Consider the following 21977-nt stretch of genomic DNA (forward strand, 5'->3'; position numbering starts at 1 on the left):
ATGTCTGTTTCAGGTTGCAAGGATTACCTAAGCTTTTACATAGATTTTGAGGGAACGCTAAGACAGACAGACTTCGGACGTCGGAACTATGCTCAGATTTGGAACTTGCGTGATTTTGCCGCTGTTAATGGCGACCTCGGCTGCAATCGGGGTGGGCTGTAGTCGGATGCAATTGACACAGACGCGATCGCTTCAAGTTGCGACACCTCCTGCTCCCCCCAAGCCAACTCCGACTCCGGAGACGATCGAAGATTTTTATCAATCGGCTCTCGACAGTGCTGCTAGTGCGCGATCAATTAGCCAATCGGCGCTGTCTCCAGAAGATTGGCAGTTAGTCGCAAGTCGGTGGAAAAGTGCGATCGCCGCACTCAAACAAGTTCCTAAATCTGATCCCAATCGCAAATTCGTCAACCAGAAACTTGGGGAATTTAATCAAGCTTTGGCAAATGCTGAGGATCGGGCTGCTCGAACTGGCAAAGAAAAAGTAGCAGTGCTTGACCCAGGGATTAAAGTTGATCCAGCCTTGTCGTCTAAAGAGATCGCGACGATTGCAGCCCAACGATCGCGCACGTTACAAGTCCCAATTAAATACCGAAAGAATAATATTCCGGTCGTGGATGTGTTGTTTAACAATCGTCAGCGATTTGAAATGATGGTGGATACTGGGGCTTCGGCAACAATGATCACCCAAGAAATGGCACGACAGTTGGGTGCTCGATCAATTGGTGAAACTCAAGCGATGACGGCAGCAGGTGTGACCACCGTGCAAATTGCAATGGTGCAATCGATGTCGGTGTCAGGTAAGACGATTCGAGATGTCCCAGTCTCGATCGGTCCTATGGATATCGGGCTTTTAGGTCACGATTTCTTTGGAGATTGCGATATTACGATCAAGCGTAATGTCGTCGAGTTTGGTAAGTGTGGTTAGGTCTTTCTAAGTGTTTTGATACTCAGTGCCGCGTGTGCCGAATTCTTTCTCGATCTCGGTATATGTGCTTTAGTCGTCAACCGCATTTAGTTTTGGGAGTGGGGAGTGGGGAGTAGCAGCTATAGAGTTTAGATCTAGAGTTCAGTTCTTGACCCTATCTCCCTATCCCCGAACCGCAGCTTGAGCGCAAAGAGCCTGAAAGTATGTAAGCCTCCAGGTTTTGCAAGATTATTCAGAGCAGTCCTTGAAATTCAGATCGCTCTTGAATGGTTTTCAGCACGGCTTTAATCTCTTGCGTCCGGTCTTTTTTCACAATGAGTGTGACTTTCCCATCCCGGACGACGACAGTATCGTCTAGTCCGATTGTCACAATTAATTCATCCTCATCTGAGGTGTAAACAATTGCGCCGCTCGTATCGAGACAAACATGCTGTCCGAATTCGACATTCGGATGATCCGCTGATTTCATCAATCGCTCGATCGCGCCCCAGTCTCCCAAATCGTCCCAACTAAATTGCACCGGAAGCACACAGGCACGATCGGTCTTTTCCATCACTGCGTAGTCAATGCTGAGCTTGGGGAGAGTCGAATATGCGTCAATTCCTTTCTCTTCTAGGAGTTGAATGATTTCAGGAGCGTGTTGGTGCAATTCAGCGAGCATCACGCTGGCTAGAAACACGAACATCCCGCCATTCCAGCTAAAACGTCCACTGCTGACAAATGTTTCTGCAGTATCTTTATCCGGCTTTTCTGTAAAGCGATCGACCTTAAATGCCGGATAGGCTTGACCAAATAACCCAATCTTTTCACCCTGCTCGATATAGCCGTAGCCTGTCGCGGCATGAGTTGGCGCAATGCCTAATGTGACGATCGCTGAATGCTCAACTGCCGCCTCTACTGCCGCCATCAACGTGGCTTCAAAAATATCCTGCTCGGCAATCCAGTGATCCGCAGGGAAAAATCCGGTCACGACATCTTTGCCGTAGCGTTTTGCCACTTCGACCGTACTCCAAGCCACAGCCGGAGCGGTATCACGCCCTTCTGGCTCCACCAAAATATTTGCTTCTGGTAGCTCCGGTAACTGTTCGCGCACACCATCTGCCAAATGCGAAGCGGTCACGACCCAGAGATTGTCCCAACCGCCTGCTGTTTTTAATAAGCGATCGGCCGTTGTTTGTAACAAACTCCGTCCACTGCCATCGAGACAAAGAAACTGTTTTGGACGCTGTTTGCGGCTGAGGGGCCAAAACCGCTCACCTTTTCCACCCGCTAAAATAATCGGAACCAGAGATTGAGTCATAAGCGCACTCAGTAATTCGGGGCTAAACGATTTGGATTGTAATCAATGTCAGCACATTCTGAAGGTGCTGACTGCGATCTTTGCTGACTCTTCTAATTTTCCCAAGCTTGGTCTTATTTTCTGGTGAGTTCTACGGTTCTCTCCGGACTACAACTCCAGTATTGTGATTCCGATCGTAGGGAGACTAGCCGAAAGTCGAAGTTCGAGTGTAAAATTCCCAGGAAATGCTTAAGTTCGGACAAATCGCGTTTTTGTAGCCCAGACTACAAGCGGTTTTCACTCAGATTAACGAGAAAATCTATTTCCAAAAGCTGAAGGAAATTGAAAATTTTCTGGTTAAGATAACGAACAATATAGTTCTGGCGATCGTTTTGACCGAGATGTTTTTGAGGTGTGAGCGGAGTGAAAGAGTCTAGAAGCCAACCGACGCTAGATCCCACTAGTGTGCCTGGGCAGTCTATCCCGGCAAAATCTCGACTGCCTGTTCCAGTGGAACCGCCTCGCCCAAAGCCTTCTCTGACTAAGACGTTGACTTGGATTGCTGCCTTTTTAGGGGCAACGACGATTTCTGCAATGCTTGGAACCACGCTTGCCCTGCTTGCTCCGATTCCAGGTGCGGCTCCAGAGCAAGGTCGGAAGCTGCTTGGCGACTTGTGGAGCAGCGGATTTCAGTACAAGATTTCTCGTCCGGTGAACGTTCTGGTGATGGGAATTGATCGGGTTGTGGACGCTAAGCCTGGTTCGGACGAAGTCTTTTCAGGCCGCAGCGATACGATGCTGTTGCTCCGACTTGATCCAACAGATAATTCGGTGAATGTGCTGTCGATTCCTCGCGACACTCAAGTCGAAGTTCCAGGAATTGGTGTGACAAAGATCAACCAAGCCAATGCCAGTGGTGGCCCTCTTCTTGCTCGCGAGACGATTAGTAAAACGCTCAATGGCGTAGAAGTCGATCGCTATGTTCGCGTCAGCACCGATGCGTTTCGTGAATTAGTTGATTTAGTTGGCGGTATCGATGTGTATGTTCCGCAGCGGATGGAATATACAGATAACACTCAAAAACTCAAGATCGATCTTCAGCCAGGTTGGCAAACTTTGGATGGTGCGAAAGCAGAACAGTTCGCTCGATTCCGCCACGATTCGTTCGGTGACATCGGGCGGGTACAGCGTCAGCAAGCTCTGATCAAGGCACTGCGGGCTAAATTGACGAATCCGTTGATTCTGCCGCGTATTCCAAACCTGGTTAGCATGATGCAGAAGTACATTGATACGAATCTCAGCATGGAAGAAATGCTGGCGTTGGTCAACTTTGGGCAAAAGCTGGATAAAGATGACTTTAAAATGGTGCTGTTGCCTGGACGGTTTAGTGCTCCGAATGAGTTCCGTGCCAGCTATTGGATTATGGATGAGCAGGGACGCGATCGCGTCATGCAAGAGTATTTCAAAGCTTCTACTGCAACTGCTGACGAACTCCCGCTGGCAAATCTGAAAATTGCCATTCAGAATGCTTCTAATGATCCCCAAGCTGGTGCGCAATTTGCGCAGTACTTGAGCACGCTGGGGTATACCAACGTTTACCAAGCTGAGAACTGGCAAGATCTCCAGCAAAAAACTCAAATTATCGTGCAAAAAGGCGACTTGCAAGGTGCGAAAGTGCTGCAGGGGGAATTGGGATTTGGCAAGGTTGAAGCCACTTCGACCGGAGAGCTGGATTCAGATTTGACGATTCGGATTGGCAGCGACTGGAGCGCTATGCGGTCTAAACTGCCTCAGTAGTCGTTAAGCTTGAGATAGCCCAATACTTCGGTTTGTCCTCATGTTTTTAGCGATTCCGCGATCGATCAGGCGTTTCATTTATGCGCTGCTAATTTTGGCATTAGCCTGGTTCTGGATTCTTATGGGCGCAAGCCCTGCTTATGCTGAAACCAAATTTCTCAATTACTCGAATGCCAATTTGACAGGTCAAGATCTCTCGAATCAAGATTTTGAAGGTGGAGTGTTTGTTTCGGCAGAGATGCGAGAGACAAATTTCAAAGGCGCAAATCTGAAAAATTCGATGCTCACCAAAGGAAATTTGTTGGGTGCCGATTTGAGTGGAGCAAATTTGCAAGGATCGTTGATCGATCGAGTGACGCTCTACAAAGCAAATCTCAGCAATGCGATTTTAGTTGGAGCGACCTTGACAAACACGATTTTAGATGAAGCAGAAATTACCGGGGTCGATTTTACGGATGCGATCCTCGATCGCTATACAACGGCACAACTGTGTAAACGGGCGGCTGGAACGAATCCGATGACGGGTGTGGATACTCGTGAAAGTTTAGGCTGTCGTTAGGTGTAATTTTTTGGGTCGATCGGTGAACTCTAGACAGTGAATCTTCGGATAGAGATTGGAGTTCATTTCGTCAATGCAGAAAACCATGTTTGACTTGAAACATTTCGTACGATTTTGCTTCTTGCTGGTGATCGGATTGCTGATTTGTCTGATTCCAATTACGATCGCGACTCCGTTACGTGCTCATGCTGCGTTTGAGGCAGGGATGACGATGACGAAGCTTGACGCGATGCAGCGATACAAGATGGGACATTATGCCGCTGCGATCGAGATGTGGACTCGTGTATTAGAGAACACGACAGATCCTACAGAGCGATCAGAACTGAAGACAAATATTCAGAAGGCACAACAGGATTTAGCGCAGCAGCAATTGGAACGCAAAAAACAACTAGAGCAGCAAAAACCAGCGAGTTAATTCAGCATTACTCAATCTAGAACTCCGAGCTTTTAAAACTCGGAGTTTTTTGTACAGTAGGTTTGCAACCCGCAGCATCAAGATTTTTCTGACAGTTGTAAATCGACTTGATCCTTCGCAAAATACGATCGTAGAACCTGCCGGACTGATCGCCCTCCCCTTTCCTGCACCCAAATTAACGGCGCGAGCGCCACAAATCGGACGATCGTAGAAATCAAAAATAATCCGGGCAACCCGCCATAATTGGCAAGCTCTGCGAGAAATCCGCCTGCTGTCGTTCCCAACGCACCGCTGACACCCGCGATCGCAGCCGCCAGTGCAAAATATGTCGATTGATTTTGCAGGGGTGCGATTTCAAGCTGAATATTGTTATTGCAAAGGTCGATCGCAGCCCAAGTTCCGCCCGCTAAGATGTGCAGCAACGGCAACCATAGCCAGAGGGATAACAGATCCGTTCCTGTCCCCAGCCAGAAAATCGGAGTCGCTGCAACGAGCACGCCAACGCTGAGGAGCAAAAATCGATTGCCTACGCGATCGGCAATTCTTCCCCAAAAAACGAGCATCAGCAAATTTGCCGCAGAAGTCAGACTGCTATAAATCGTCACCCAACTCACATCCAAGCCCAAATTATCGAGCAAATAGAGATTAAAAAAGGGCGCACTCAAATTGACTGCAAACATCCAAACGCTGAAGTAAATCAGAAATCGGACAAAATTGGCATCTTTGAGAACGGTGATTAAAGGAATTGCATCGGTCGCGATCTCATCGGAAGCCGTCACGGCTTTCTGCTGCTCTTGCGGATTCACATCGTTCATAAACCACTGAAATCCAAGACTGAGAATTCCCGCCACAATGCCGAACACTAAGATGACTCCGTACCCCAAAATCGATCCGGTTGCAAATTTCGAGACTAAAAATCCACCCAGTGGCACGCTAATTAAACAAGTGAGATTTGCCGCACTGTTACGAATGCTGAAATATCGACCGCGTAAGCGTCTGGGAACCAGTGCCGCCAGCCAAGACAGCCAGGAAGCCCCGCCCAAAGCGCCTAAAAAATGCGTGCAAAAGACGATCGCTAACGTGAAAAGAACGAGCGTATGATCCGCAATTTTTCCAGCAGTAAATAAGCCAATACAAATTGGCAATAAAAGCCAGATTAATCGAGAAGGCGTATAAATTGCCAGACAGTAATTATGGCGGCTAGTCGTACGATCGCCGAGCCAAGCTCCGAGCGGTTGCAGCAAATTCGCCATCATGGGAATCGAAGCAGATAACCCAATTTCAACCGGACTGGCATGAAGTTCAACTAAGAAATTACTGAGGAGGACTCCTCCAGCAATATTGGAGAAGACTGCGGCAAAGATCCCATCTAAAGTAGAGGCGCGCAGGCTCGATCGAATTTCACTCTTAGAAAATCTCGATTCGGGCATTGCAGCCAACGGAAAAACGGCTTCACTGCCTGTAATTGGCTCTGGGGACTCTGTAATATGTGCGGGAGTGGGGGTAATCGGTAATGGCTCCACAGAATAACCTCGACGATCCGTGCCTGCGCTTCCAAAAAGTTTAAATTTAAATGTCACTTGGGATCGATCTCTCTTAGAAATCTCATGCCACAATTCCAATCAAATTAGAACCCAGTATTCGTTACATTGCTTCTTAAATTACTCTGCCTCAAGGTCGTATTTTATGGATTCTGTTGATTTAGCTTTTAGCTCAGCTCTTGATCAAGCAAAACTCGTTCGGAATAAAGAAATTTCTCCGCTTGAACTCACCCAGCTTTACCTGGATCGAATCGAGAAATTTAATCCGCGATTAGGCAGTTTTTATACTGTGATGCGAGAGCAAGCGATCGCAGAAGCCCAGACGAAAACGAATCAGCTATCAGACGTGGAAATACCGCCGTTTCATGGAGTGCCGATCGCGATTAAAGATCTCAATGCAGTTGACGGCGTTCCCTGTTCTTATGGCTTGAAAGTTGCAAAGCAGCGACTTGCGACGCAGGACGACCTCGTGGTCAAAAAACTGAAACAAGCTGGATTTATTATTTTGGGGAAAACCGCAACGGCTCAGCTTGGTTCTTTTCCTTATACCGAACCGCCTGGATTTCCACCTGCCCGCAATCCTTGGAATTTAGACTATACACCTGGGGGATCGAGTGGGGGATCATCTTCGGCAGTTGCAGCAGGACTATGTGGAATTGCTCAAGGCAGTGATGGCGGGGGATCAGTTCGAGGTCCAGCGGCGTGTTGTGGGTTAGTCGGACTCAAACCCTCACGCGGTCGAATTTCGATGGCTCCCATCGGTGAAGCTTTCTCAGGATTTGCCGTGAATGGAGTCTTATCGCGAACTGTGGCGGATGCCGCCGCCTTTTTAGATATGACAGAAGGCTATGTCACGGGTGATCCTTATTGGCTTCCTTCCCCTGAGACTTCTTTTCTCGAGTCAACTCGACAGGAGTTAGAACCGTTAAAAATTGGATTAGTGACCGCGATCGAGCCTGCTGGAAAAGCCGATCGCGACTGCTTAGCAGCGGTGATGAAAACGGCACGGCTGCTTGAAGAAATGGGACATTCGATCGAAGAAATTACTCCAGATTTAAGCGACATGATCGAACCGTTTATGATTGCTTGGCGCAATCAAACCGATGTAGGAGTACCGCCCTTTTTGCTTGAAAAAGTGAATCAATGGTTATGGTGGCGGGCAAAATTTACGCCTGCGAGCCGATTGGTACGGTCGCAGCAGCAACTGCAAATTTTCGCTCGTAAAATCGTCAAGATGTTTGATCAATTTGATGTCTTGTTAACCCCAACCTACATGCATCCAACGATTCGAGTTGGGGAATGGAAAAATCTCAGCCCGATGAGAACGATCGACGAAATTATCAAATGGATTGCCCCTTGTCCTGCATTTAATGTCAGTGGGCAGCCTGGAATCAGTTTACCAGCGGGATTTGATCAAAATGGGTTACCGATCGGCATTCAGCTTGTCGGTCGTCCAGCAGACGAAGCAACGATTCTGGCATTGGCGGCGCAATTGGAAACGATACAACCTTGGGCACATCTTCGCCCCGAAGCATTCTCATCATCTTCATAAAAATCAATCGTCAATCTTCCAACTCCCTTACCCCTGAATCCCTTAGAATAAATATCTGATTTAACGCAAATTTCGATCGGACTTTCGCTTCGCTTGCACTTTGTCCGTCCATAGAAAGCGGATCGAGTTGGCAACGTGGCGACTGATCGAGCTTGCATTCACCCTGAATCAGCATCATGCCCGTGATTCTCAGACTCAACGCTCAGCACATCATGAGCATTCGTGCTCATGCCGAACGCACCTATCCCGAAGAGTGCTGCGGGTTGCTGTTAGGCAAGAGTGACCCCACTGGGAAAACCGTCATGGAAGTGAAAGCCACGAAGAATGGATGGAATGACGACCAGAATGATCTGACGAAAATGCGTCGATACGAAATTGCTCCCGCAGAAATGTTGGCGGTCATGCAAGAAGCTCGATCGCACAATCTTGAGATTATCGGGATCTATCATTCTCATCCGAATCATCCGGCAATCCCTTCAGAATGCGATCGTGCCGCTGCCTGGTCACAGTACAGTTATGCGATCGTTTCAGTTTTGAATGGAACTTCGGCTGATCTTCAAAGCTGGAGCCTCGACGATCGGCAAGTTTTCCAACCTGAAAGCCTGCTGATAACTCCCTAGAAAACGATTGTCAACTTGTTCAGCAACGCATCATGTTAAATCCAAATCTGGACGAGATCCAGTTAACTCAAGATGATATTGCCCGATACTCCAGGCATTTAATTTTGCCGGAAGTTGGGGTCGATGGACAGAAACGCCTAAAAGCAGCCAGCGTTCTTTGTATTGGAACGGGTGGCTTGGGGTCGCCTTTATTGCTGTATCTTGCTGCTGCCGGGATTGGACGGATCGGGATTGTCGATTTTGATGTCGTCGATCACTCGAATTTGCAACGGCAAGTCATTCACGGCACATCGTGGGTCGGCAAACCGAAGATCGAATCAGCTAAGAATCGGATTCACGAAATTAATCCATTCTGCCAAGTTGATTTGTATGAAACGCGCCTCAGTTCGGAAAATGCGCTCGATATCGTCGCGCCTTACGACATCGTGGTGGATGGAACGGATAATTTCCCGACTCGGTATTTGGTCAATGATGCCTGCGTGCTGTTGAACAAACCGAATGTATATGGTTCGATTTTCCGCTTTGAAGGACAGGCAACGGTCTTTAACTACGAGGGCGGACCGAACTATCGAGATTTGTATCCAGAACCCCCGCCACCTGGATTGGTTCCGTCTTGTGCCGAAGGTGGAGTCTTGGGAATTTTGCCGGGTATTATCGGTGTGATTCAAGCGACTGAGACGGTCAAGATCATTTTGGGTACAGGCGAAACATTAAGCGGGCGACTAATGCTTTACAATGCGCTCGATATGAAGTTCCGCGAGTTGAAACTTCGCCCAAATCCAGTGCGTCCTGTGATTGAGAAATTAATCGATTACGAGATGTTCTGTGGCATTCCTCAAGCTAAAGCTGCCGAAGAACAGGAAAAAGCCAATATGCAAGAAGTGACTGTTCAGGAATTGAAGCAACTGATCGACAGTGGTGCGATCGGAAGCGAATACGTTCTTCTCGATGTCCGCAATCCAAACGAGTACGATATCGCTAAGATCCCTGGCTCTGTCTTGATTCCGCTGCCTGACATCGAAAATGGTGATGGCGTTGCGAAAGTCAAAGAATTGCTGAATGGGCACAAGCTTATTGCTCATTGCAAGATGGGAGGTCGATCGGCAAAAGCGCTCGGCATTCTCAAGTCTTCAGGAATTGATGGCATCAATGTGAAAGGTGGGATTACTGCCTGGAGCAAAGAAATCGATTCCTCTGTGCCGGAATACTAAATTAACCTGATTGGATCTTGAAGGACTCGGAGTTTTGAACGCTCCGAGTCCTTTCTAATTTCAAGATGCTCAAGCTAAGCAGATGGGCATTATTTTGCTTTGCTGAATAATCCGCCGATTTTTTCGCCCACCGAGGCGATCGCACCTTGCAGCACTCCGGGAACTCCAGGTGTCGGGCGGACGGCTAATTGAATTTCTTCGTCTTTAAATTCTTTCAAGCGATAGCCATATTCCAGCGATTCGCGCTCTTTGCGTAAGCCAGGGAAGAGACGGAATGCGCCTTTTAAGAGTTCTTCTTCGTTGGCGTAAATGGCTGCACTGATTTGAGAGGAGCGTTTTACCGCGATCGCGCCAATGGGAAACCATTGCAGTTTCTTTTTGCCCTGGACTCGGAGGTAGATCTCATATTCGGGTAGCCCTTTCGATTTGAAGTCGTCAAACTGCTTCGAGGCTTGGGCACGTTTTGCCGTCCCAGTCGTTTGCTTCTTCTCTTTATGAACCTTTTTTCCGAATCCAGGAGAGCTTGTCATAATCTCAAGTTAGAAGTGTCCTTATTAACAAAAGTTTACGACATTTTAAGGAAGTTTGGGATCAGACTGCACCGAGCAAACTTGCCATGAGCGCTTTTTGAGCGTGCATACGATTTTCGGCTTGATCCCAAACTTTCGATTGAGAGCCTTCGATCACATCCTCGGTGATTTCTTCGCCCCGATGTGCCGGAAGACAGTGCAGCACGATCGCGTCTTTGTCCGCATAGCTCATCAACTCGGAATTCACTTGGTAAGGCTGAAAAATCGGAATTCGGCTTTCGGCGAGATCCTCTTGTCCCATACTTGCCCAGACATCGGTATAGAGCACATGGGAATCTTTTGCGGCCGCGATCGGATCATCGGTTAACAGCACTTCGGATTTACCGTTGGCAATTTTTTCCGTCAGTTGCACAATTTCGGGCAGAGGTCGGTAGTCTATAGGAGTTGCAATTCGGACATTCATACCCACTAAGGCACAGCCCAACATGAGCGAATGCGCGACATTATTGCCATCTCCGACATACGTCAGCGTCAAACCGGAAAGGGTCGAAAAGGTTTCTTGAATCGTTTGTAAGTCGGCTAAAACCTGGCAAGGATGCTCTAAATCCGTCAGGGCATTGATGACTGGAATCTGCATTTCTTGAGCGAATGTGTCGAGATCTGACTGCTCAAAGGTACGAATTGCCAAGATGTCGAGGTAGCGATCGAGGACTCTTGCGGTATCTTCGATCGGTTCTCCACGGCTCACCTGAGTGGCATTCAAGGGCAAATCAAGAACTTGTCCTCCAAGGTGATACATGGCAGTTGAGAAGCTCACACGGGTTCGAGTCGAGGCTTTATAGAACAGCAATCCCAACACGGGCGGATGACCGTTGACCGTGATCCGTGGGTTTAATTTTCCAGATTTAAGCTGTGCTGCAATCTCTAGCAACTCCATCACTTCGTCTGGGCTGAGATCTGACAATTTCAATAAATCCCGTCCTTTAAGTGAACCCATATGATGCTCCTCACAAATCAAGAAATAAAAATCGCTCCTCACTTAGACAGTAAAGGAGCGTTGTTCTTTTAAGAGTAGCAAATCTACCAGGATTAGCCCCAAGTCATCGAATCTAAGACTCGTTGGATGGTGTTGCCAAATTTTTCTTGTTGCACTGCCGCTAATCCCCCAAAGAAAATCGAGGAGACTGTGAGAACGAGATAGTGAGCCAAGTGATATCCGCTTTGGTTAAAGTAAACTGCGATCGACAACGGAACCCAGGCGATGAACAGTCCAACTGCCAACCCAATTAGAAACATCAAAAATCGATTCTGAGCCATGTTTAAATTCCTCCGAATGCTAGTGAGAAACTACTAGCCCACGTCTTGCAGTTCCGCAGGCTTAACTAACAATTGCTGCATTTGCTTGCCCCGCTGAACCTGAACTTTCAAGGTTTGACCGGGTTTCACATTTTCCACCAGGGCTTGAAGCTGTTCTGCTTTAGAAATTGCTTGTCCATCAATTTCAGTGACGACATCACCTCGGCGGAAGCCAGCCGCAGCAGCCGGAGAATTTGGCACAACGCGCACGACAATCACGCCATTGACTTCAGGGACTTCAAACGGCGAATTTGGATCGGTATTGTTTTGACGCGCAATTTCAGGAGTTAAGGTCGTCATTTGCACGCCAATGTAAGGATGTGGAATCTTTTCACCCTTGGCAAGCGCATCTTTCACTGATTTCGCTTTATTGATGGGAATCGCAAACCCAATTCCCATCGCATCCGGGCGGATGGCAGTGTTAATTCCGATCACTTCGCCACGATCGTTGAGCAAGGGGCCACCCGAATTTCCGGGATTGATTGCGGCATCGGTTTGTAAGAAATCTAAGCGTTTATCGGATAAACCAATCTGAGCGCTCGATCGATGTAACGTACTGACAATTCCCAAGGTCACAGTGTTATCTAAGCCGAGAGGATTGCCAACAGCGATCGCCCAATCTCCAACTTGCACTTGGTCAGAATCGGCTAAAGGTGCAGTGGGCAGATCTTTGCCCTCAACTTTGACCACAGCTAAATCTGTCACTTCATCAAAGCCTCGGACTTTTCCTTCAAACACTCGCCCATCTTTCAAGGTCACAGTCACTTTGTCCGCGCCGTTGACGACGTGTGAGTTGGTCAGAATAATGCCGCTTTTCTCAATCACAAATCCCGATCCTTGACCGCGTAATGTCTCCGATCGTGGAGCAAAATCTTCCCCAAAGAATCGGCGAAACATGGGATCATCGAGCATCGGATCAGCGCGTCTTGTGACGGTCTTCTCGGTGTCGATTCTGACGACCGCTTTCCCCACTTTTTGCACGGCTTCCGCGACAAAGCTGCCGCGTGTAATGGCGCGTGGAGCGGGTTGTGCCGCTTCAATTGTCTCGGCTTTCACCGATTGGGGAAGCGATAGGGTAAAGCCGAACATCAGCGCGAGTGTGACGATCGCAATTTGAATTCGCCGAAGCTGATTTGAGAGTTGAGCGCGTTGCATAATTCTTAAACCTAATGAAAATGCCGCTGTCTAGCCATTATTCCTATCCTACGACTGAAAACAAAATCGAGTCTGGTAGAGATTTCACCCCATTCTCCACACCTCGCACTAAGATCAGACAGGATCTCTAATGAGTTTGAAGACGATGACGACCTCAGATTTGCCTCACGGTACGGAGTCGCACTCTCATCATCACGATCATGAGCCGCATGATCATGTCCATAGCGAAGAATCGATTCGGAAGGTGGTCAATCGTCTTTCTCGAATTGAAGGACATGTGCGGGGTATTAAAGCGATGGTAGAAAGCGATCGACCTTGCCCAGATGTTTTAGTCCAAGTTGCCGCAGTCCGCGGGGCACTCGATCGAGTAGCTCGTTTGATTTTAGACGAGCACTTATCTCAATGTGTGGCGCGTGCGGCTCAAGAAGGCAATATTGAAGCGGAAATTGAAGAACTGAAAACCGCCCTCGATCGTTTTCTAACTTGACGGTGTCCATATCGGAACAACTAGAAATTTCAATCACTCAGCGATCGCTCTTGGGTAGTCCGCTGTACAAGGGTTTTTAGATGTCGCAATTTCTCAGCGACCTTGATAATCTCTATCTCTTTAGAAGATTTCTTGATTACCCTTTCTGATACATATTAATCTCTCCAATATCGACAGTATTTGAAAGTGTGAGAATCCATTCAATTGTAGAAATGACATCTGCCAGTGAAATTGGAACTTGTGTTGTAAATCTACCCTCTTCAATATCTGCTATGACTTCTTCAGTTGCGATATTGCCTGGGTTAATGACCGTAATCCCAATCTTGTAATCACAGAGAGCAAGTTTCAATGCCTGGGCTGCTCCCCTTAACCCAAATTTAGATGCTGTATTTGCGACCTCGATCGTTGGAGAGTGATCCAATCCTGAGAGTGCGCCAATAAATATGGCTCTTGGGTTGTCAGACTGGGCAAGATTTTTAGCAAGCTGCTTGGTCAGTTCAATCGGCGCAATTGTATTGACAGCTATCACAAAGCGAGTTTCTTGATCAGAGCTTGTCATAAAGTCATATTGATCGGTAAATGCGCCGTTTTCCCAAACTCCTCCCATAAACAAGAGGGCATCGATTGTTGAGTCACCAATGCGACTGACAATGGATTGGATTCCTTCTGGAGTGGAAATATCTGCTTGAATCCACTTTCCTGCTATCGGCTGACTTCTGGAAATCGAGAACACAGAATCACCTTTTTGGGCAAAGTGCTGTGCGACAGCCGCTCCAATCCCCCGACTCGCTCCGACTACAACAATTTCTCTTTTCTCAGATTCCATATCCAACTCTTGAAACATGCGCTTTCTGAAATCTAACAAATGATTGCGGAGTATCGTGGAACCTTGGAATCTTTCACTCCGTTTCGCAAAAGAACGGAGCGAAAGATCAAACATAGAGGCTTAAGCAACTGAAGCAAAGAGCGCTTCAAACGATTGCTCAGGGGCTTCTGGTTTTGCCACGATTTCTACAATTTTGTTGCGAGCACTGGGCTGAAAGGCAGACTCGATGCAAACTTGTGCAACTTTGGTGCGGGGAATGCTGCCTTCGCTGAGGGTATCTGCCGAGGACATGATAATGCGATCTTGATTGTCTTCGTTCTTTAAGCCCCCCGGACGCACGATCGTGTAAGTGAGTCCGCTCTTTTGTAGATATTCTTCTGCCTGTTTCTTCCAGACCAGAATTAACCAGAACAAGTTTAATGGGTGAAAAAACTGTGAGGTACACAGTGAGGAAACGAATACAAAATGCTCAATTCCTTTCGCTTTCGCAGCATCGACGAGATTCTTTGTGCCTTCTAAATCGACTTTATAGGGTTGGGTGGGATCGAAGCTCGGTTTCGCTCCCGTTGCGCAGAACAACACGGTGGAGTCTGCGATCGCGCCGACTAAGTCTGCTTTATTCAAGACATCCCCTTTCACGAGTTCAACCCCGGTGGGTAAAATCGATCGTGCTTTTTCGGGATCGCGCACGAGCGCGCGCACAGGAATTCCGCGATCGACGAGTTGTTGAACAATCCTACGTCCCGTTTCACCCGTCGCCCCTGCTACAAATGCTTTCATAGAATTTACCAAATCACTGTCTATCAATATTTTGCTGACCCTTTCTAATCTACATCGTGCAGAAGTGTGATCAATGCCAGCTCGATCCGCGATTTTTTTGGCTTACCCTTCCCAAACCCTCGTACACGGAGTAGGATATGTAAGGCACATCCTTAACTTTTGTAAAGATAGAAATAGATGGCTGTACTCATCTGAAATCCGCATGGATTTTACTGATTTTCAGGAGAAGCCCCGACTGAAAGTGGAGCCTATCAGTATCCTTTGGGGAACCTTGACGTAGAACCACGGCAAACGGAAGAGAGAGTGAATGCAATCGCAACCGACCGATCCCTCAGACTTCGCGAATCCCAATTTCGCCCGCCCCACCGATGCTGCGGGTGGAAATGTGACTCCTGCTCACACGGATGCTCTGATTAATGAGCCAACGGTGTTTTCGAGCCAGTTTGTGGACTGCATGGAGATGAATGCTGATGCGCGAACGGTAGCAGCCTATCTGGATGTGCATCAAGAATGGTTTCGACGCTGCGCGCATCCGATGCAGGTTGAATCGATCGGGCAAAATAGCTATGCGCTGATTATTGGTCATTTTGGGGCGTTTGGGTACGATGTGGAGCCGCGAGTTGGCTTGGATCTGTTGCCACAGCAAGAAGGGATTTATCGGATTGAAACAGTTCCAGTTCCAGACGATACTTATCTGGGCTATGAAGTAGATTTTCAAGCGGCATTGAATCTGGTGGAGCATTCAAGCCCTAGTGATCCCAACTTGAAAATGACTCAGGTGCAGTGGCAGCTTGATTTAAGTGTTGCGATTCAGTTTCCGCGCTTTATTCATGCGTTGCCGGATGCGTTGATTAAAAGTACGGGAGAGCGGATTCTCAAACAGGTTGTTCGTCAGGTTTCGCGTCGTCTAACGCATAAAGTTCAAGAAGATTTTCATTCGTCTCGAAATTTGACGGTTCCAAAGCGTGTACGTAAGCGGTTTTTGTAAGCGATCGCAGTTCAACTGATTTTGACAGACTCAAGTGCAAAATCCCTCGCGTTTGATGTGCGAGGGATTTTTTTAATTGGTTGGCTAAAGTACAAGGCAGCGTCCAATCATTCGCTAGAAATTACTAGGAAGTTGGGATTGCTTCTCTCGCGACCATCTGGGGCTGCACAGGATCTGAATTGCCATTTAGAGTTACAACCGGGGTCATGACCTGAACTGCATTTCGAGCCTCAATGAGCTTGATCGCTCTCGTGACACTTTCCGGCAAGATCACCACTAAACTGCCAGGAGTTGCACTTTCTAGCGCCGCCTCGATCGCTTGAGTTTCATCGAGAATGACTTCATATCGAGCATCCGGTTTCGTCGCTTTTACGCCTTGCACAATGAATTCAGCGGTATTGCCACGCTCGCGTCCGCGATTGTCGTCATCTTCTTTAATGATCATGCGATCGAATAAGTCTGCGGAGAGTGTGCCTAACTCGACAAAATCTTCATCGCGTCGATCTCCCGGTGCGCCGATTACTCCAATGCGATCGCCATCCGTCCAATTCTGAACAAAGCCACCTAATGCCTTGTAGCTATGCGGATTGTGGGCATAGTCGATCAACACATGGAAATGACCCAAGTTGAAGAGATTCATCCGCCCTGGTGTTTGCTTGGTTGAAGCTTGGAATGTCATCAAGGCTGCTCGAATTTCTTCAATCCGAACGCCTTGAGCAAATGCTGCCAAACTTGCAGCCAAAGCATTCGCAATCATGAATGGCGCGCGTCCACCGAGAGTCAAAGGAACATTGATCGCTTGTTCAATTCTCAGCGTCCAATCGCCTTTCAAGATCGAGAGATAGCCATTTTCATATACGGCTGCGAGTCCACCTCGTTGGGTATGCGATCGAATTAATTCATTCTCTGCATTCATCGAGAAGTAAGCAATCTGAGCCGAAACGCGACTTGCCATTGCTGAAACTAACGGATCATCCGCATTCAAGACGACATAGCCTTTGGGCAGTGCAGCTTCCGCGACGACGCTTTTGACTCGTGCCATTTCGTCGATCGTATTAATATCCCCAAGTCCCAGGTGATCGGCGGCGACATTCAAAACCACACCGACATCACAAGCATTGAAGGCTAAACCCGATCGCAAAATTCCACCTCTGGCACTTTCAAGTACGGCGACTTCCACGGTGGGATCTTGCAGGATTAACTGTGCGCTTTGAGGCCCGGTATTATCGCCAGGTTCAACGAGGTAGTCCCCAATATAAGTGCCATCGGTTGTGGTGTAACCTACGACTTGCTTCGTCTGTTTAAACAGATGAGCAATTAAGCGCGTTGTGGTTGTTTTTCCGTTTGTTCCAGTAATCGCAATGATTGGGATGCGACCATTGGAATGATTCGGAAACAGCATATCGATCACGGGTTCAGCAACATTGCGCGGAATCCCTTCACTCGGACAAACGTGCATCCGAAACCCAGGAGCCGCATTGACTTCAACAATCACACCATCGACTTCGCGCAACGGCTTTGAGATATCCTCAGTGACGATATCAATTCCCGCAATATCTAAGCCGATAATTTTTACGACGCGCTCAGCTAACCAGAGATTTTCAGGATGAATATCATCGGTACGATCGATAGCAATGCCGCCAGTACTGAGGTTCGCAGTTGCTCTCAGATAGCACATCTCGCCTGCTGGTAGTACCGTTTCCAAGTTGTAGCCTTTTTGTTCTAACAATTCCCAAGACGTGCGATCGACTTCGATCTTTGTCAGGACATTATCGTGACCTGTACCACGTCGCGGATCTCGATTCGTTTCATCAATTAATTGTTGAATCGTCGAGCGACCATCTCCTACTACATGTGCAGGAACTCTTTCAGCTACAGCAACAACTTTCCCATTGACGACTAAAACTCGGTGATCGCGACCCTGATAGAACCGTTCAATGATGACCGACTTAGAAACATCTTTGGCTGCATCGTAAGCAGCTTCGGCTTGTTCCCAGGTTGTAATGTTAATCGTAATGCCTCGACCATGATTGCCATTCAGCGGCTTAATCACGATCGGATATCCACCGACATCCGCGATCGCATCTTCTAATTCGTCTAAATAGCTAATAACAGTGCCACGCGGAACTGGAACTCCAGACGCTCGCAGCATTTGTTTCGTTCCTTCTTTATCCGAGGCAAGCTCAACTCCAAGAATGCCAGTCCGATTGCTCAACGTCGCTTGAATGCGCTTCTGATGTACGCCAAAGCCCAGTTGAATCATGGCGCGCGCACCGAGTTCTGCCCAAGGAATATTGCGGGTTTCGGCTTCTTTGACGATTGTTTCGGTACTCGGTCCTAAACTGCACTCTGCGGCAATTTCGCGCAGGTCGTTGAGATCTTTTTCAAGTTCTTCTTTTGGATATCGTCCGGTTTCAACCAGGGTTTGGCAAATTCGGACGGCAGCCCTCGCTGCATAGCGTCCGGCGCGTTCGTGAATATATTCGATCGCAACTTGGTACACGCCCGGTTCGGCGGTTTCGCGAGTTCTTCCAAACCCAACCAGCATTCCGGTTAATTCTTGAAGCTCTAGCGCCACATGCTCAATGATATGTCCCATCATTGTGCCTTCCCGAACGCGAGCTAAAAAGCCACCTCGGCAGCCCGGAGAACAGAAATGTTCGACAAGTGAAGGAAGCAACTCGACCAGACCTTCGTAGAACCCAGGAATTAAGTTAGAAGGTGTTTCTGCCAGATCTTCGAGATCTAGACGCATTAAAACAACTTTATGGCGGCGAATACTCCAATAGTTGGGTCCACGTAACGTCTGAACTTTGAGTATCTTCATAGGGGTCTATTCAGGGATACAGGCTGGCGTTTAGTTAGTTGGCAATCGAGATCTGAACCAGATTACCTGCAAAAGCAGTTATCTAGTTTCAGATGCAATCTGAGCAGGGAAGTGTTCATGATAAACAGTTTGTGTAAAGAACTGTTGCCGCCAAAAGTCGGGAATTCAAGCAATTCTGTAACATCGTGCAACCTGATCTCATCGAAACGCTACCAGATCTCCTCGAATCTACAAGTTAAGAAAATCTGATTTCTTCAATCTCAGGGGCGATCCCAGAATGGCTTTCTCCGCGATTCCCGCAAGAGCATGGTGCGCCGCCGCAAGTCAAATCGACAACCCGCACTGAGAACATGCAAGCGCAAATTTCCCATACAAATCGGGTCGGTTTTGTTGATTTCGGCTTGATTGGTGTAGTTCATTTCGCTGGGGTCAAGGATGGTGACAGCTCCTTTGCCTAGGACTTGTAAAATGCCGTCTCCTTCAAATAATGCACAGGTGTCTTCATCAATTCCAATTCCTAATCGGTCGGGATGGGCAACGATCGCGCTCATTAATCTCGCCATGCGATTGCGATTATGAAAATGTTGATCGACTAAGACTTCTGGAATGATGCCAAGTCCGAGGGTCATATCGACTAAAGAATGATTGGGAGATTCGCCACTGCCGCCGCCAGCAATCATGTGATGTCCCATGACGGCGGCACCAGCGCTGGTTCCTGCGAGGGTAATTTCGCCGGATTGGGCGCGCGATCGCACAATATCCATCACAGGCGTATCTGATAACAATCCACACAGGCGTAATTGATCGCCTCCGGTCAGGAAAACAGCGCTACATTCGCTGACATACTCTTGCATCTCGGGTGCGTCACATTGCGCCCGATCAAGAATGTTCAGTACCTTGATTTCCTGAGCGCCCATATCGGAGAAGATAGTGTAATAGCGATCGCCAATCACTAGGGGTTCACGGGAAGCGGAGGGAATAATCGCGATGCGGGCATCACTTCCTCCTGCCCGAAAGAAAAAGTTTTGCAGGATTTCGCGTCCATGAATTTTATCTTCTGCGCCGCCAATTACCATAATGGCGGTATTGAGAGACTGAGGCATCTGCGGTTCAAACGATTGCAAGACTGACTCTAGCATGAAGGGATGAGGGATGATATGTGAAGGGTGAACAGGGAAATCGAAATTCGCATCGCGCTGGCGCGGGAGTTGTATCGTCTAACGCTATAAATTTAATTTTTGATTTCTTATGACTCTCCATCATGCCAAACTATTAATTTTTTGTTAACAGTTCTTCGTTCTTATTTATCAACATGCGCTTCGATATTGTCACGTTGTTTCCAGATTTTTTTGCGTCGCCGCTGCAATCTGGATTACTGGGGAAAGCTTTGGCGAAACAAATCGCGGAGGTACATCTGACTAATCCGCGAGATTTTGCGATCGATAAACATCGCCGAGTCGATGATGAGCCTTACGGGGGCGGGGTCGGCATGTTGATGAAGCCAGAGCCAATTTTCGCAGCGGTCGAATCTTTACCCGTACTGCCCCGCCGCGAGGTAGTATTTGTGACACCGCAAGGTGAGCCGATGCGACAAGATTTGCTCAAGGAATTTTCGGCGAATTTTGATCAGATTGTCATCATTTGCGGACATTATGAAGGGATAGACGAGCGGGTGCTGAATTTGGTGACGCGCGAGGTCTCGTTAGGAGATTTTGTGTTGACGTGTGGAGAGATTCCGGCTTTAGCGCTTTTAAACGGCACAATTCGGCTGTTACCGGGTGCGATTGGCAAGGAAGAGTCGCTGAAATTGGAAAGTTTTGAAACAGGATTGCTCGATTATCCGCAATACACCCGTCCGCCCGTGTTTCGAGAATGGGAAGTTCCGACTGTTTTGCGATCGGGCAACCATGCTGAAATCGATCGCTGGCGGACGCAGCAACAGATCGAACGCACTCGAACTCGTCGCCCGGATTTATATCAAGAGTGGCTGGAGCAGACGGGGCAATTTAAACCTGATGAAGTAAATCACGAACCATGTTGACGAAAAAATTCCGCTTACTCTGTGCCACGATCGCGAGTTCTGCTGTTTTGAACTCGATACACGTGCCGATGCCGTTTCGATCTTCAGAATTGCTGCTTGATTCTGCGGCATATGCGAAACGCAGTGGTGGTCGCAGCAGTGGCGGATCGTTTAATCGCAGTAGTGGGTCTTCTCGCTCTTCTGGCAGTTCGACTCCGGGTGGCTCAAGCTCTGGAAGTTCAAGTTCTGGACGCTCAAATTCTGGGGGATATCAGGGGGGTGGCTATTATGGGGGCGGCTATTATGGGGGCGGCTATAGCAGCGGGTATTCCAGTGGCGCGAGCATCGTGTTATGGATTGTGGCGTTAATTCTCGTCGGTGGTGCTGGATTTTTCGTGTGGTACTTGCTGAAGAGTGCGAAAAAGAGCAAGGGCAATGAGCTTGACAATGATATTGTGACGGTTTCCATGATTCAGGTGGGATTGCTGGCGGAAGGTCGAGCGATTCAGAAGGAATTGACGGAGATTGTGGAGCAGGGTGAAACGGATTCGATCGAAGGGCTGCACGCGCAACTGCAAGAGGCAGTTTTGGCGTTGCTAAGAATGCCGGAAAATTGGAGTCATGTGCAGGCGAGTTCTGAGACGGTGAAGACCCGAGACGAGGCGGAGAAAGCGTTTAATCGGTTGTCGATCACCGAACGGACAAAGTACACCACAGAGACGATCTCGAATGCAGGAGGTCAGTTGGTGCTGAAAGAGTTTGAGGTTGATCCGGATAAAGAGCCTGCCTCTTATATTGTGGTGACATTGCTCGTCGGGACGGCGGATGATAAGCCGCTGTTTATGGAGATTCGATCGATGGAAGCGTTGACTGAGGTGCTGAATCAGTTAGCGAGTTTGAATGCAGAGTATTTAATGAAGTTTGAACTGCAATGGACTCCACAGGCAGACGGAGATAGCCTCACTTACGATGAGATGCTCCTGGAATATCCGAAAATGTTGCAGATTTAGAGTTGCGGAGAAAACGATTGAGGGGCGAGTTTCACCGCAATAAATTTTGGATAGGGAGATAGGGAGCAATCTCAATCTGGGTGCTCCCCACTCCCC

At 48.1% G+C, this 21977-nt stretch carries 21 protein-coding genes; 11 read left to right on the forward strand and 10 right to left on the reverse strand.

Annotation, left to right across the window (positions count from 1 at the left end):
* Positions 1-88: 88 nt before the first annotated feature.
* Entirely contained in the window at positions 89-928 is an 840-nt protein-coding gene (locus LEPBO_RS37890) for a retropepsin-like aspartic protease family protein (RefSeq protein WP_017289724.1), read from the forward strand.
* Between the two features lie 232 nt (positions 929-1160).
* Here the strand turns inward: LEPBO_RS37890 and LEPBO_RS0121925 are convergent, their stop codons facing one another.
* Positions 1161-2228, reverse strand: coding sequence for a mannose-1-phosphate guanylyltransferase (locus LEPBO_RS0121925; protein WP_017289725.1), 1068 nt, complete (start codon positions 2226-2228; stop codon positions 1161-1163).
* 402 nt (positions 2229-2630) lie between these two features.
* Between LEPBO_RS0121925 and LEPBO_RS0121930 the strand changes: the two genes are divergently transcribed.
* The 3 genes from LEPBO_RS0121930 (at position 2631) to LEPBO_RS0121940 (ending at position 4978) form a co-directional block, all read left to right on the forward strand.
* Positions 2631-4004, forward strand: a complete 1374-nt coding sequence (locus LEPBO_RS0121930; RefSeq protein ID WP_225885684.1) for an LCP family protein — start codon at positions 2631-2633, stop codon at positions 4002-4004.
* Positions 4005-4044: 40 nt separating this feature from the next.
* Positions 4045-4563, forward strand: a complete 519-nt coding sequence (locus LEPBO_RS0121935) for a pentapeptide repeat-containing protein (protein WP_017289727.1) — start codon at positions 4045-4047, stop codon at positions 4561-4563.
* Positions 4564-4648: 85 nt separating this feature from the next.
* On the forward strand, positions 4649-4978 hold the full coding sequence (locus tag LEPBO_RS0121940) for a hypothetical protein (RefSeq protein ID WP_144056248.1): 330 nt from the start codon (positions 4649-4651) through the stop codon (positions 4976-4978).
* Between the two features lie 77 nt (positions 4979-5055).
* On the opposite strand, the gene LEPBO_RS0121945 is transcribed toward LEPBO_RS0121940, so the two are convergent.
* Positions 5056-6558: an MFS transporter gene (locus LEPBO_RS0121945; protein WP_017289729.1), complete on the reverse strand. Its 1503-nt coding sequence runs from the start codon at positions 6556-6558 to the stop codon at positions 5056-5058.
* A 106-nt stretch (positions 6559-6664) separates the two neighbouring features.
* On the opposite strand from LEPBO_RS0121945, the gene LEPBO_RS0121950 reads away from it, so the two are divergent.
* The 3 genes from LEPBO_RS0121950 (at position 6665) to moeB (ending at position 9902) form a co-directional block, all read left to right on the forward strand.
* Positions 6665-8071, forward strand: coding sequence for an amidase (locus LEPBO_RS0121950; RefSeq protein ID WP_017289730.1), 1407 nt, complete (start codon positions 6665-6667; stop codon positions 8069-8071).
* Positions 8072-8247: 176 nt separating this feature from the next.
* Complete coding sequence (locus LEPBO_RS0121960) at positions 8248-8691, forward strand: M67 family metallopeptidase (RefSeq protein WP_017289732.1); 444 nt, start codon at positions 8248-8250, stop codon at positions 8689-8691.
* Between the two features lie 32 nt (positions 8692-8723).
* Entirely contained in the window at positions 8724-9902 is a 1179-nt protein-coding gene (gene moeB / locus LEPBO_RS0121965; RefSeq protein WP_017289733.1) for a molybdopterin-synthase adenylyltransferase MoeB, read from the forward strand.
* 89 nt (positions 9903-9991) lie between these two features.
* Here moeB and LEPBO_RS0121970 read toward each other — a convergent pair whose 3' ends face one another.
* The 4 genes from LEPBO_RS0121970 to LEPBO_RS0121985 all read right to left on the reverse strand — a co-directional run bounded on the left by LEPBO_RS0121970 (position 9992) and on the right by LEPBO_RS0121985 (position 12943).
* On the reverse strand, positions 9992-10432 hold the full coding sequence (locus LEPBO_RS0121970) for an HHL1-like protein (protein ID WP_017289734.1): 441 nt from the start codon (positions 10430-10432) through the stop codon (positions 9992-9994).
* 61 nt (positions 10433-10493) lie between these two features.
* Positions 10494-11429, reverse strand: coding sequence for an ornithine carbamoyltransferase (gene argF, locus LEPBO_RS0121975; RefSeq protein ID WP_017289735.1), 936 nt, complete (start codon positions 11427-11429; stop codon positions 10494-10496).
* A gap of 92 nt (positions 11430-11521) precedes the next feature.
* Complete coding sequence (locus LEPBO_RS0121980) at positions 11522-11749, reverse strand: hypothetical protein (protein WP_017289736.1); 228 nt, start codon at positions 11747-11749, stop codon at positions 11522-11524.
* 33 nt (positions 11750-11782) lie between these two features.
* The gene (locus tag LEPBO_RS0121985) at positions 11783-12943 is read right to left on the reverse strand and encodes an HhoA/HhoB/HtrA family serine endopeptidase (RefSeq protein WP_017289737.1); all 1161 of its coding nucleotides are present in this window, start codon (positions 12941-12943) and stop codon (positions 11783-11785) included.
* A 145-nt stretch (positions 12944-13088) separates the two neighbouring features.
* Here LEPBO_RS0121985 and LEPBO_RS0121990 point away from each other — a divergent pair, with 145 nt between their 5' ends.
* The gene (locus tag LEPBO_RS0121990; protein WP_225885683.1) at positions 13089-13430 is read left to right on the forward strand and encodes a metal-sensing transcriptional repressor; all 342 of its coding nucleotides are present in this window, start codon (positions 13089-13091) and stop codon (positions 13428-13430) included.
* Between the two features lie 136 nt (positions 13431-13566).
* On the opposite strand, the gene LEPBO_RS0121995 is transcribed toward LEPBO_RS0121990, so the two are convergent.
* Positions 13567-14274 (reverse strand): SDR family NAD(P)-dependent oxidoreductase, encoded by a 708-nt coding sequence (locus tag LEPBO_RS0121995; RefSeq protein ID WP_242045164.1) that lies wholly within the window; start codon positions 14272-14274, stop codon positions 13567-13569.
* Positions 14275-14376: 102 nt separating this feature from the next.
* A complete protein-coding gene (locus LEPBO_RS0122000; RefSeq protein ID WP_017289740.1) occupies positions 14377-15036 on the reverse strand; it encodes an NAD(P)H-binding protein in 660 nt (219 codons plus the stop codon).
* Positions 15037-15343: 307 nt separating this feature from the next.
* Between LEPBO_RS0122000 and LEPBO_RS0122005 the strand changes: the two genes are divergently transcribed.
* On the forward strand, positions 15344-16024 hold the full coding sequence (locus LEPBO_RS0122005) for a DUF1997 domain-containing protein (protein ID WP_017289741.1): 681 nt from the start codon (positions 15344-15346) through the stop codon (positions 16022-16024).
* A 124-nt stretch (positions 16025-16148) separates the two neighbouring features.
* Here the strand turns inward: LEPBO_RS0122005 and cphA are convergent, their stop codons facing one another.
* Positions 16149-18851 (reverse strand): cyanophycin synthetase, encoded by a 2703-nt coding sequence (cphA, locus tag LEPBO_RS37895; protein WP_081614762.1) that lies wholly within the window; start codon positions 18849-18851, stop codon positions 16149-16151.
* A 260-nt stretch (positions 18852-19111) separates the two neighbouring features.
* Positions 19112-19990: a cyanophycinase gene (locus LEPBO_RS37900; RefSeq protein WP_036044796.1), complete on the reverse strand. Its 879-nt coding sequence runs from the start codon at positions 19988-19990 to the stop codon at positions 19112-19114.
* A 173-nt stretch (positions 19991-20163) separates the two neighbouring features.
* Here LEPBO_RS37900 and trmD point away from each other — a divergent pair, with 173 nt between their 5' ends.
* Together trmD and LEPBO_RS0122025 are read left to right on the forward strand one after the other, a co-directional pair.
* On the forward strand, positions 20164-20892 hold the full coding sequence (gene trmD, locus LEPBO_RS0122020) for a tRNA (guanosine(37)-N1)-methyltransferase TrmD (protein ID WP_017289744.1): 729 nt from the start codon (positions 20164-20166) through the stop codon (positions 20890-20892).
* Entirely contained in the window at positions 20886-21881 is a 996-nt protein-coding gene (locus LEPBO_RS0122025) for a DUF1517 domain-containing protein (RefSeq protein ID WP_017289745.1), read from the forward strand. The genes trmD and LEPBO_RS0122025 overlap by 7 nt, the downstream gene beginning before the upstream one ends.
* Positions 21882-21977 lie beyond the last annotated feature (96 nt).

It is taken from the genome of Leptolyngbya boryana PCC 6306 (assembly GCF_000353285.1).
Lineage (GTDB): Bacteria > Cyanobacteriota > Cyanobacteriia > Leptolyngbyales > Leptolyngbyaceae > Leptolyngbya > Leptolyngbya boryana.

Coding starts and splice junctions, on each gene's coding strand:
- LEPBO_RS37890 (WP_017289724.1), top strand. CDS start 89: ATGCTCAGATTTGGAACTTGCGTGATTTTGCCGCTGTTAATGGCGACC.
- LEPBO_RS0121925 (WP_017289725.1), bottom strand. CDS start 2,228: ATGACTCAATCTCTGGTTCCGATTATTTTAGCGGGTGGAAAAGGTGAG.
- LEPBO_RS0121935 (WP_017289727.1), top strand. CDS start 4,045: ATGTTTTTAGCGATTCCGCGATCGATCAGGCGTTTCATTTATGCGCTG.
- LEPBO_RS0121940 (WP_144056248.1), top strand. CDS start 4,649: ATGTTTGACTTGAAACATTTCGTACGATTTTGCTTCTTGCTGGTGATC.
- LEPBO_RS0121950 (WP_017289730.1), top strand. CDS start 6,665: ATGGATTCTGTTGATTTAGCTTTTAGCTCAGCTCTTGATCAAGCAAAA.
- LEPBO_RS0121960 (WP_017289732.1), top strand. CDS start 8,248: ATGCCCGTGATTCTCAGACTCAACGCTCAGCACATCATGAGCATTCGT.
- moeB (WP_017289733.1), top strand. CDS start 8,724: ATGTTAAATCCAAATCTGGACGAGATCCAGTTAACTCAAGATGATATT.
- LEPBO_RS0121970 (WP_017289734.1), bottom strand. CDS start 10,432: ATGACAAGCTCTCCTGGATTCGGAAAAAAGGTTCATAAAGAGAAGAAG.
- argF (WP_017289735.1), bottom strand. CDS start 11,429: ATGGGTTCACTTAAAGGACGGGATTTATTGAAATTGTCAGATCTCAGC.
- LEPBO_RS0121980 (WP_017289736.1), bottom strand. CDS start 11,749: ATGGCTCAGAATCGATTTTTGATGTTTCTAATTGGGTTGGCAGTTGGA.
- LEPBO_RS0121985 (WP_017289737.1), bottom strand. CDS start 12,943: ATGCAACGCGCTCAACTCTCAAATCAGCTTCGGCGAATTCAAATTGCG.
- LEPBO_RS0121990 (WP_225885683.1), top strand. CDS start 13,089: ATGACGACCTCAGATTTGCCTCACGGTACGGAGTCGCACTCTCATCAT.
- LEPBO_RS0121995 (WP_242045164.1), bottom strand. CDS start 14,274: ATGTTTCAAGAGTTGGATATGGAATCTGAGAAAAGAGAAATTGTTGTA.
- LEPBO_RS0122000 (WP_017289740.1), bottom strand. CDS start 15,036: ATGAAAGCATTTGTAGCAGGGGCGACGGGTGAAACGGGACGTAGGATT.
- LEPBO_RS0122005 (WP_017289741.1), top strand. CDS start 15,344: ATGCAATCGCAACCGACCGATCCCTCAGACTTCGCGAATCCCAATTTC.
- cphA (WP_081614762.1), bottom strand. CDS start 18,851: ATGAAGATACTCAAAGTTCAGACGTTACGTGGACCCAACTATTGGAGT.
- LEPBO_RS37900 (WP_036044796.1), bottom strand. CDS start 19,990: ATGCTAGAGTCAGTCTTGCAATCGTTTGAACCGCAGATGCCTCAGTCT.
- trmD (WP_017289744.1), top strand. CDS start 20,164: ATGCGCTTCGATATTGTCACGTTGTTTCCAGATTTTTTTGCGTCGCCG.
- LEPBO_RS0122025 (WP_017289745.1), top strand. CDS start 20,886: ATGTTGACGAAAAAATTCCGCTTACTCTGTGCCACGATCGCGAGTTCT.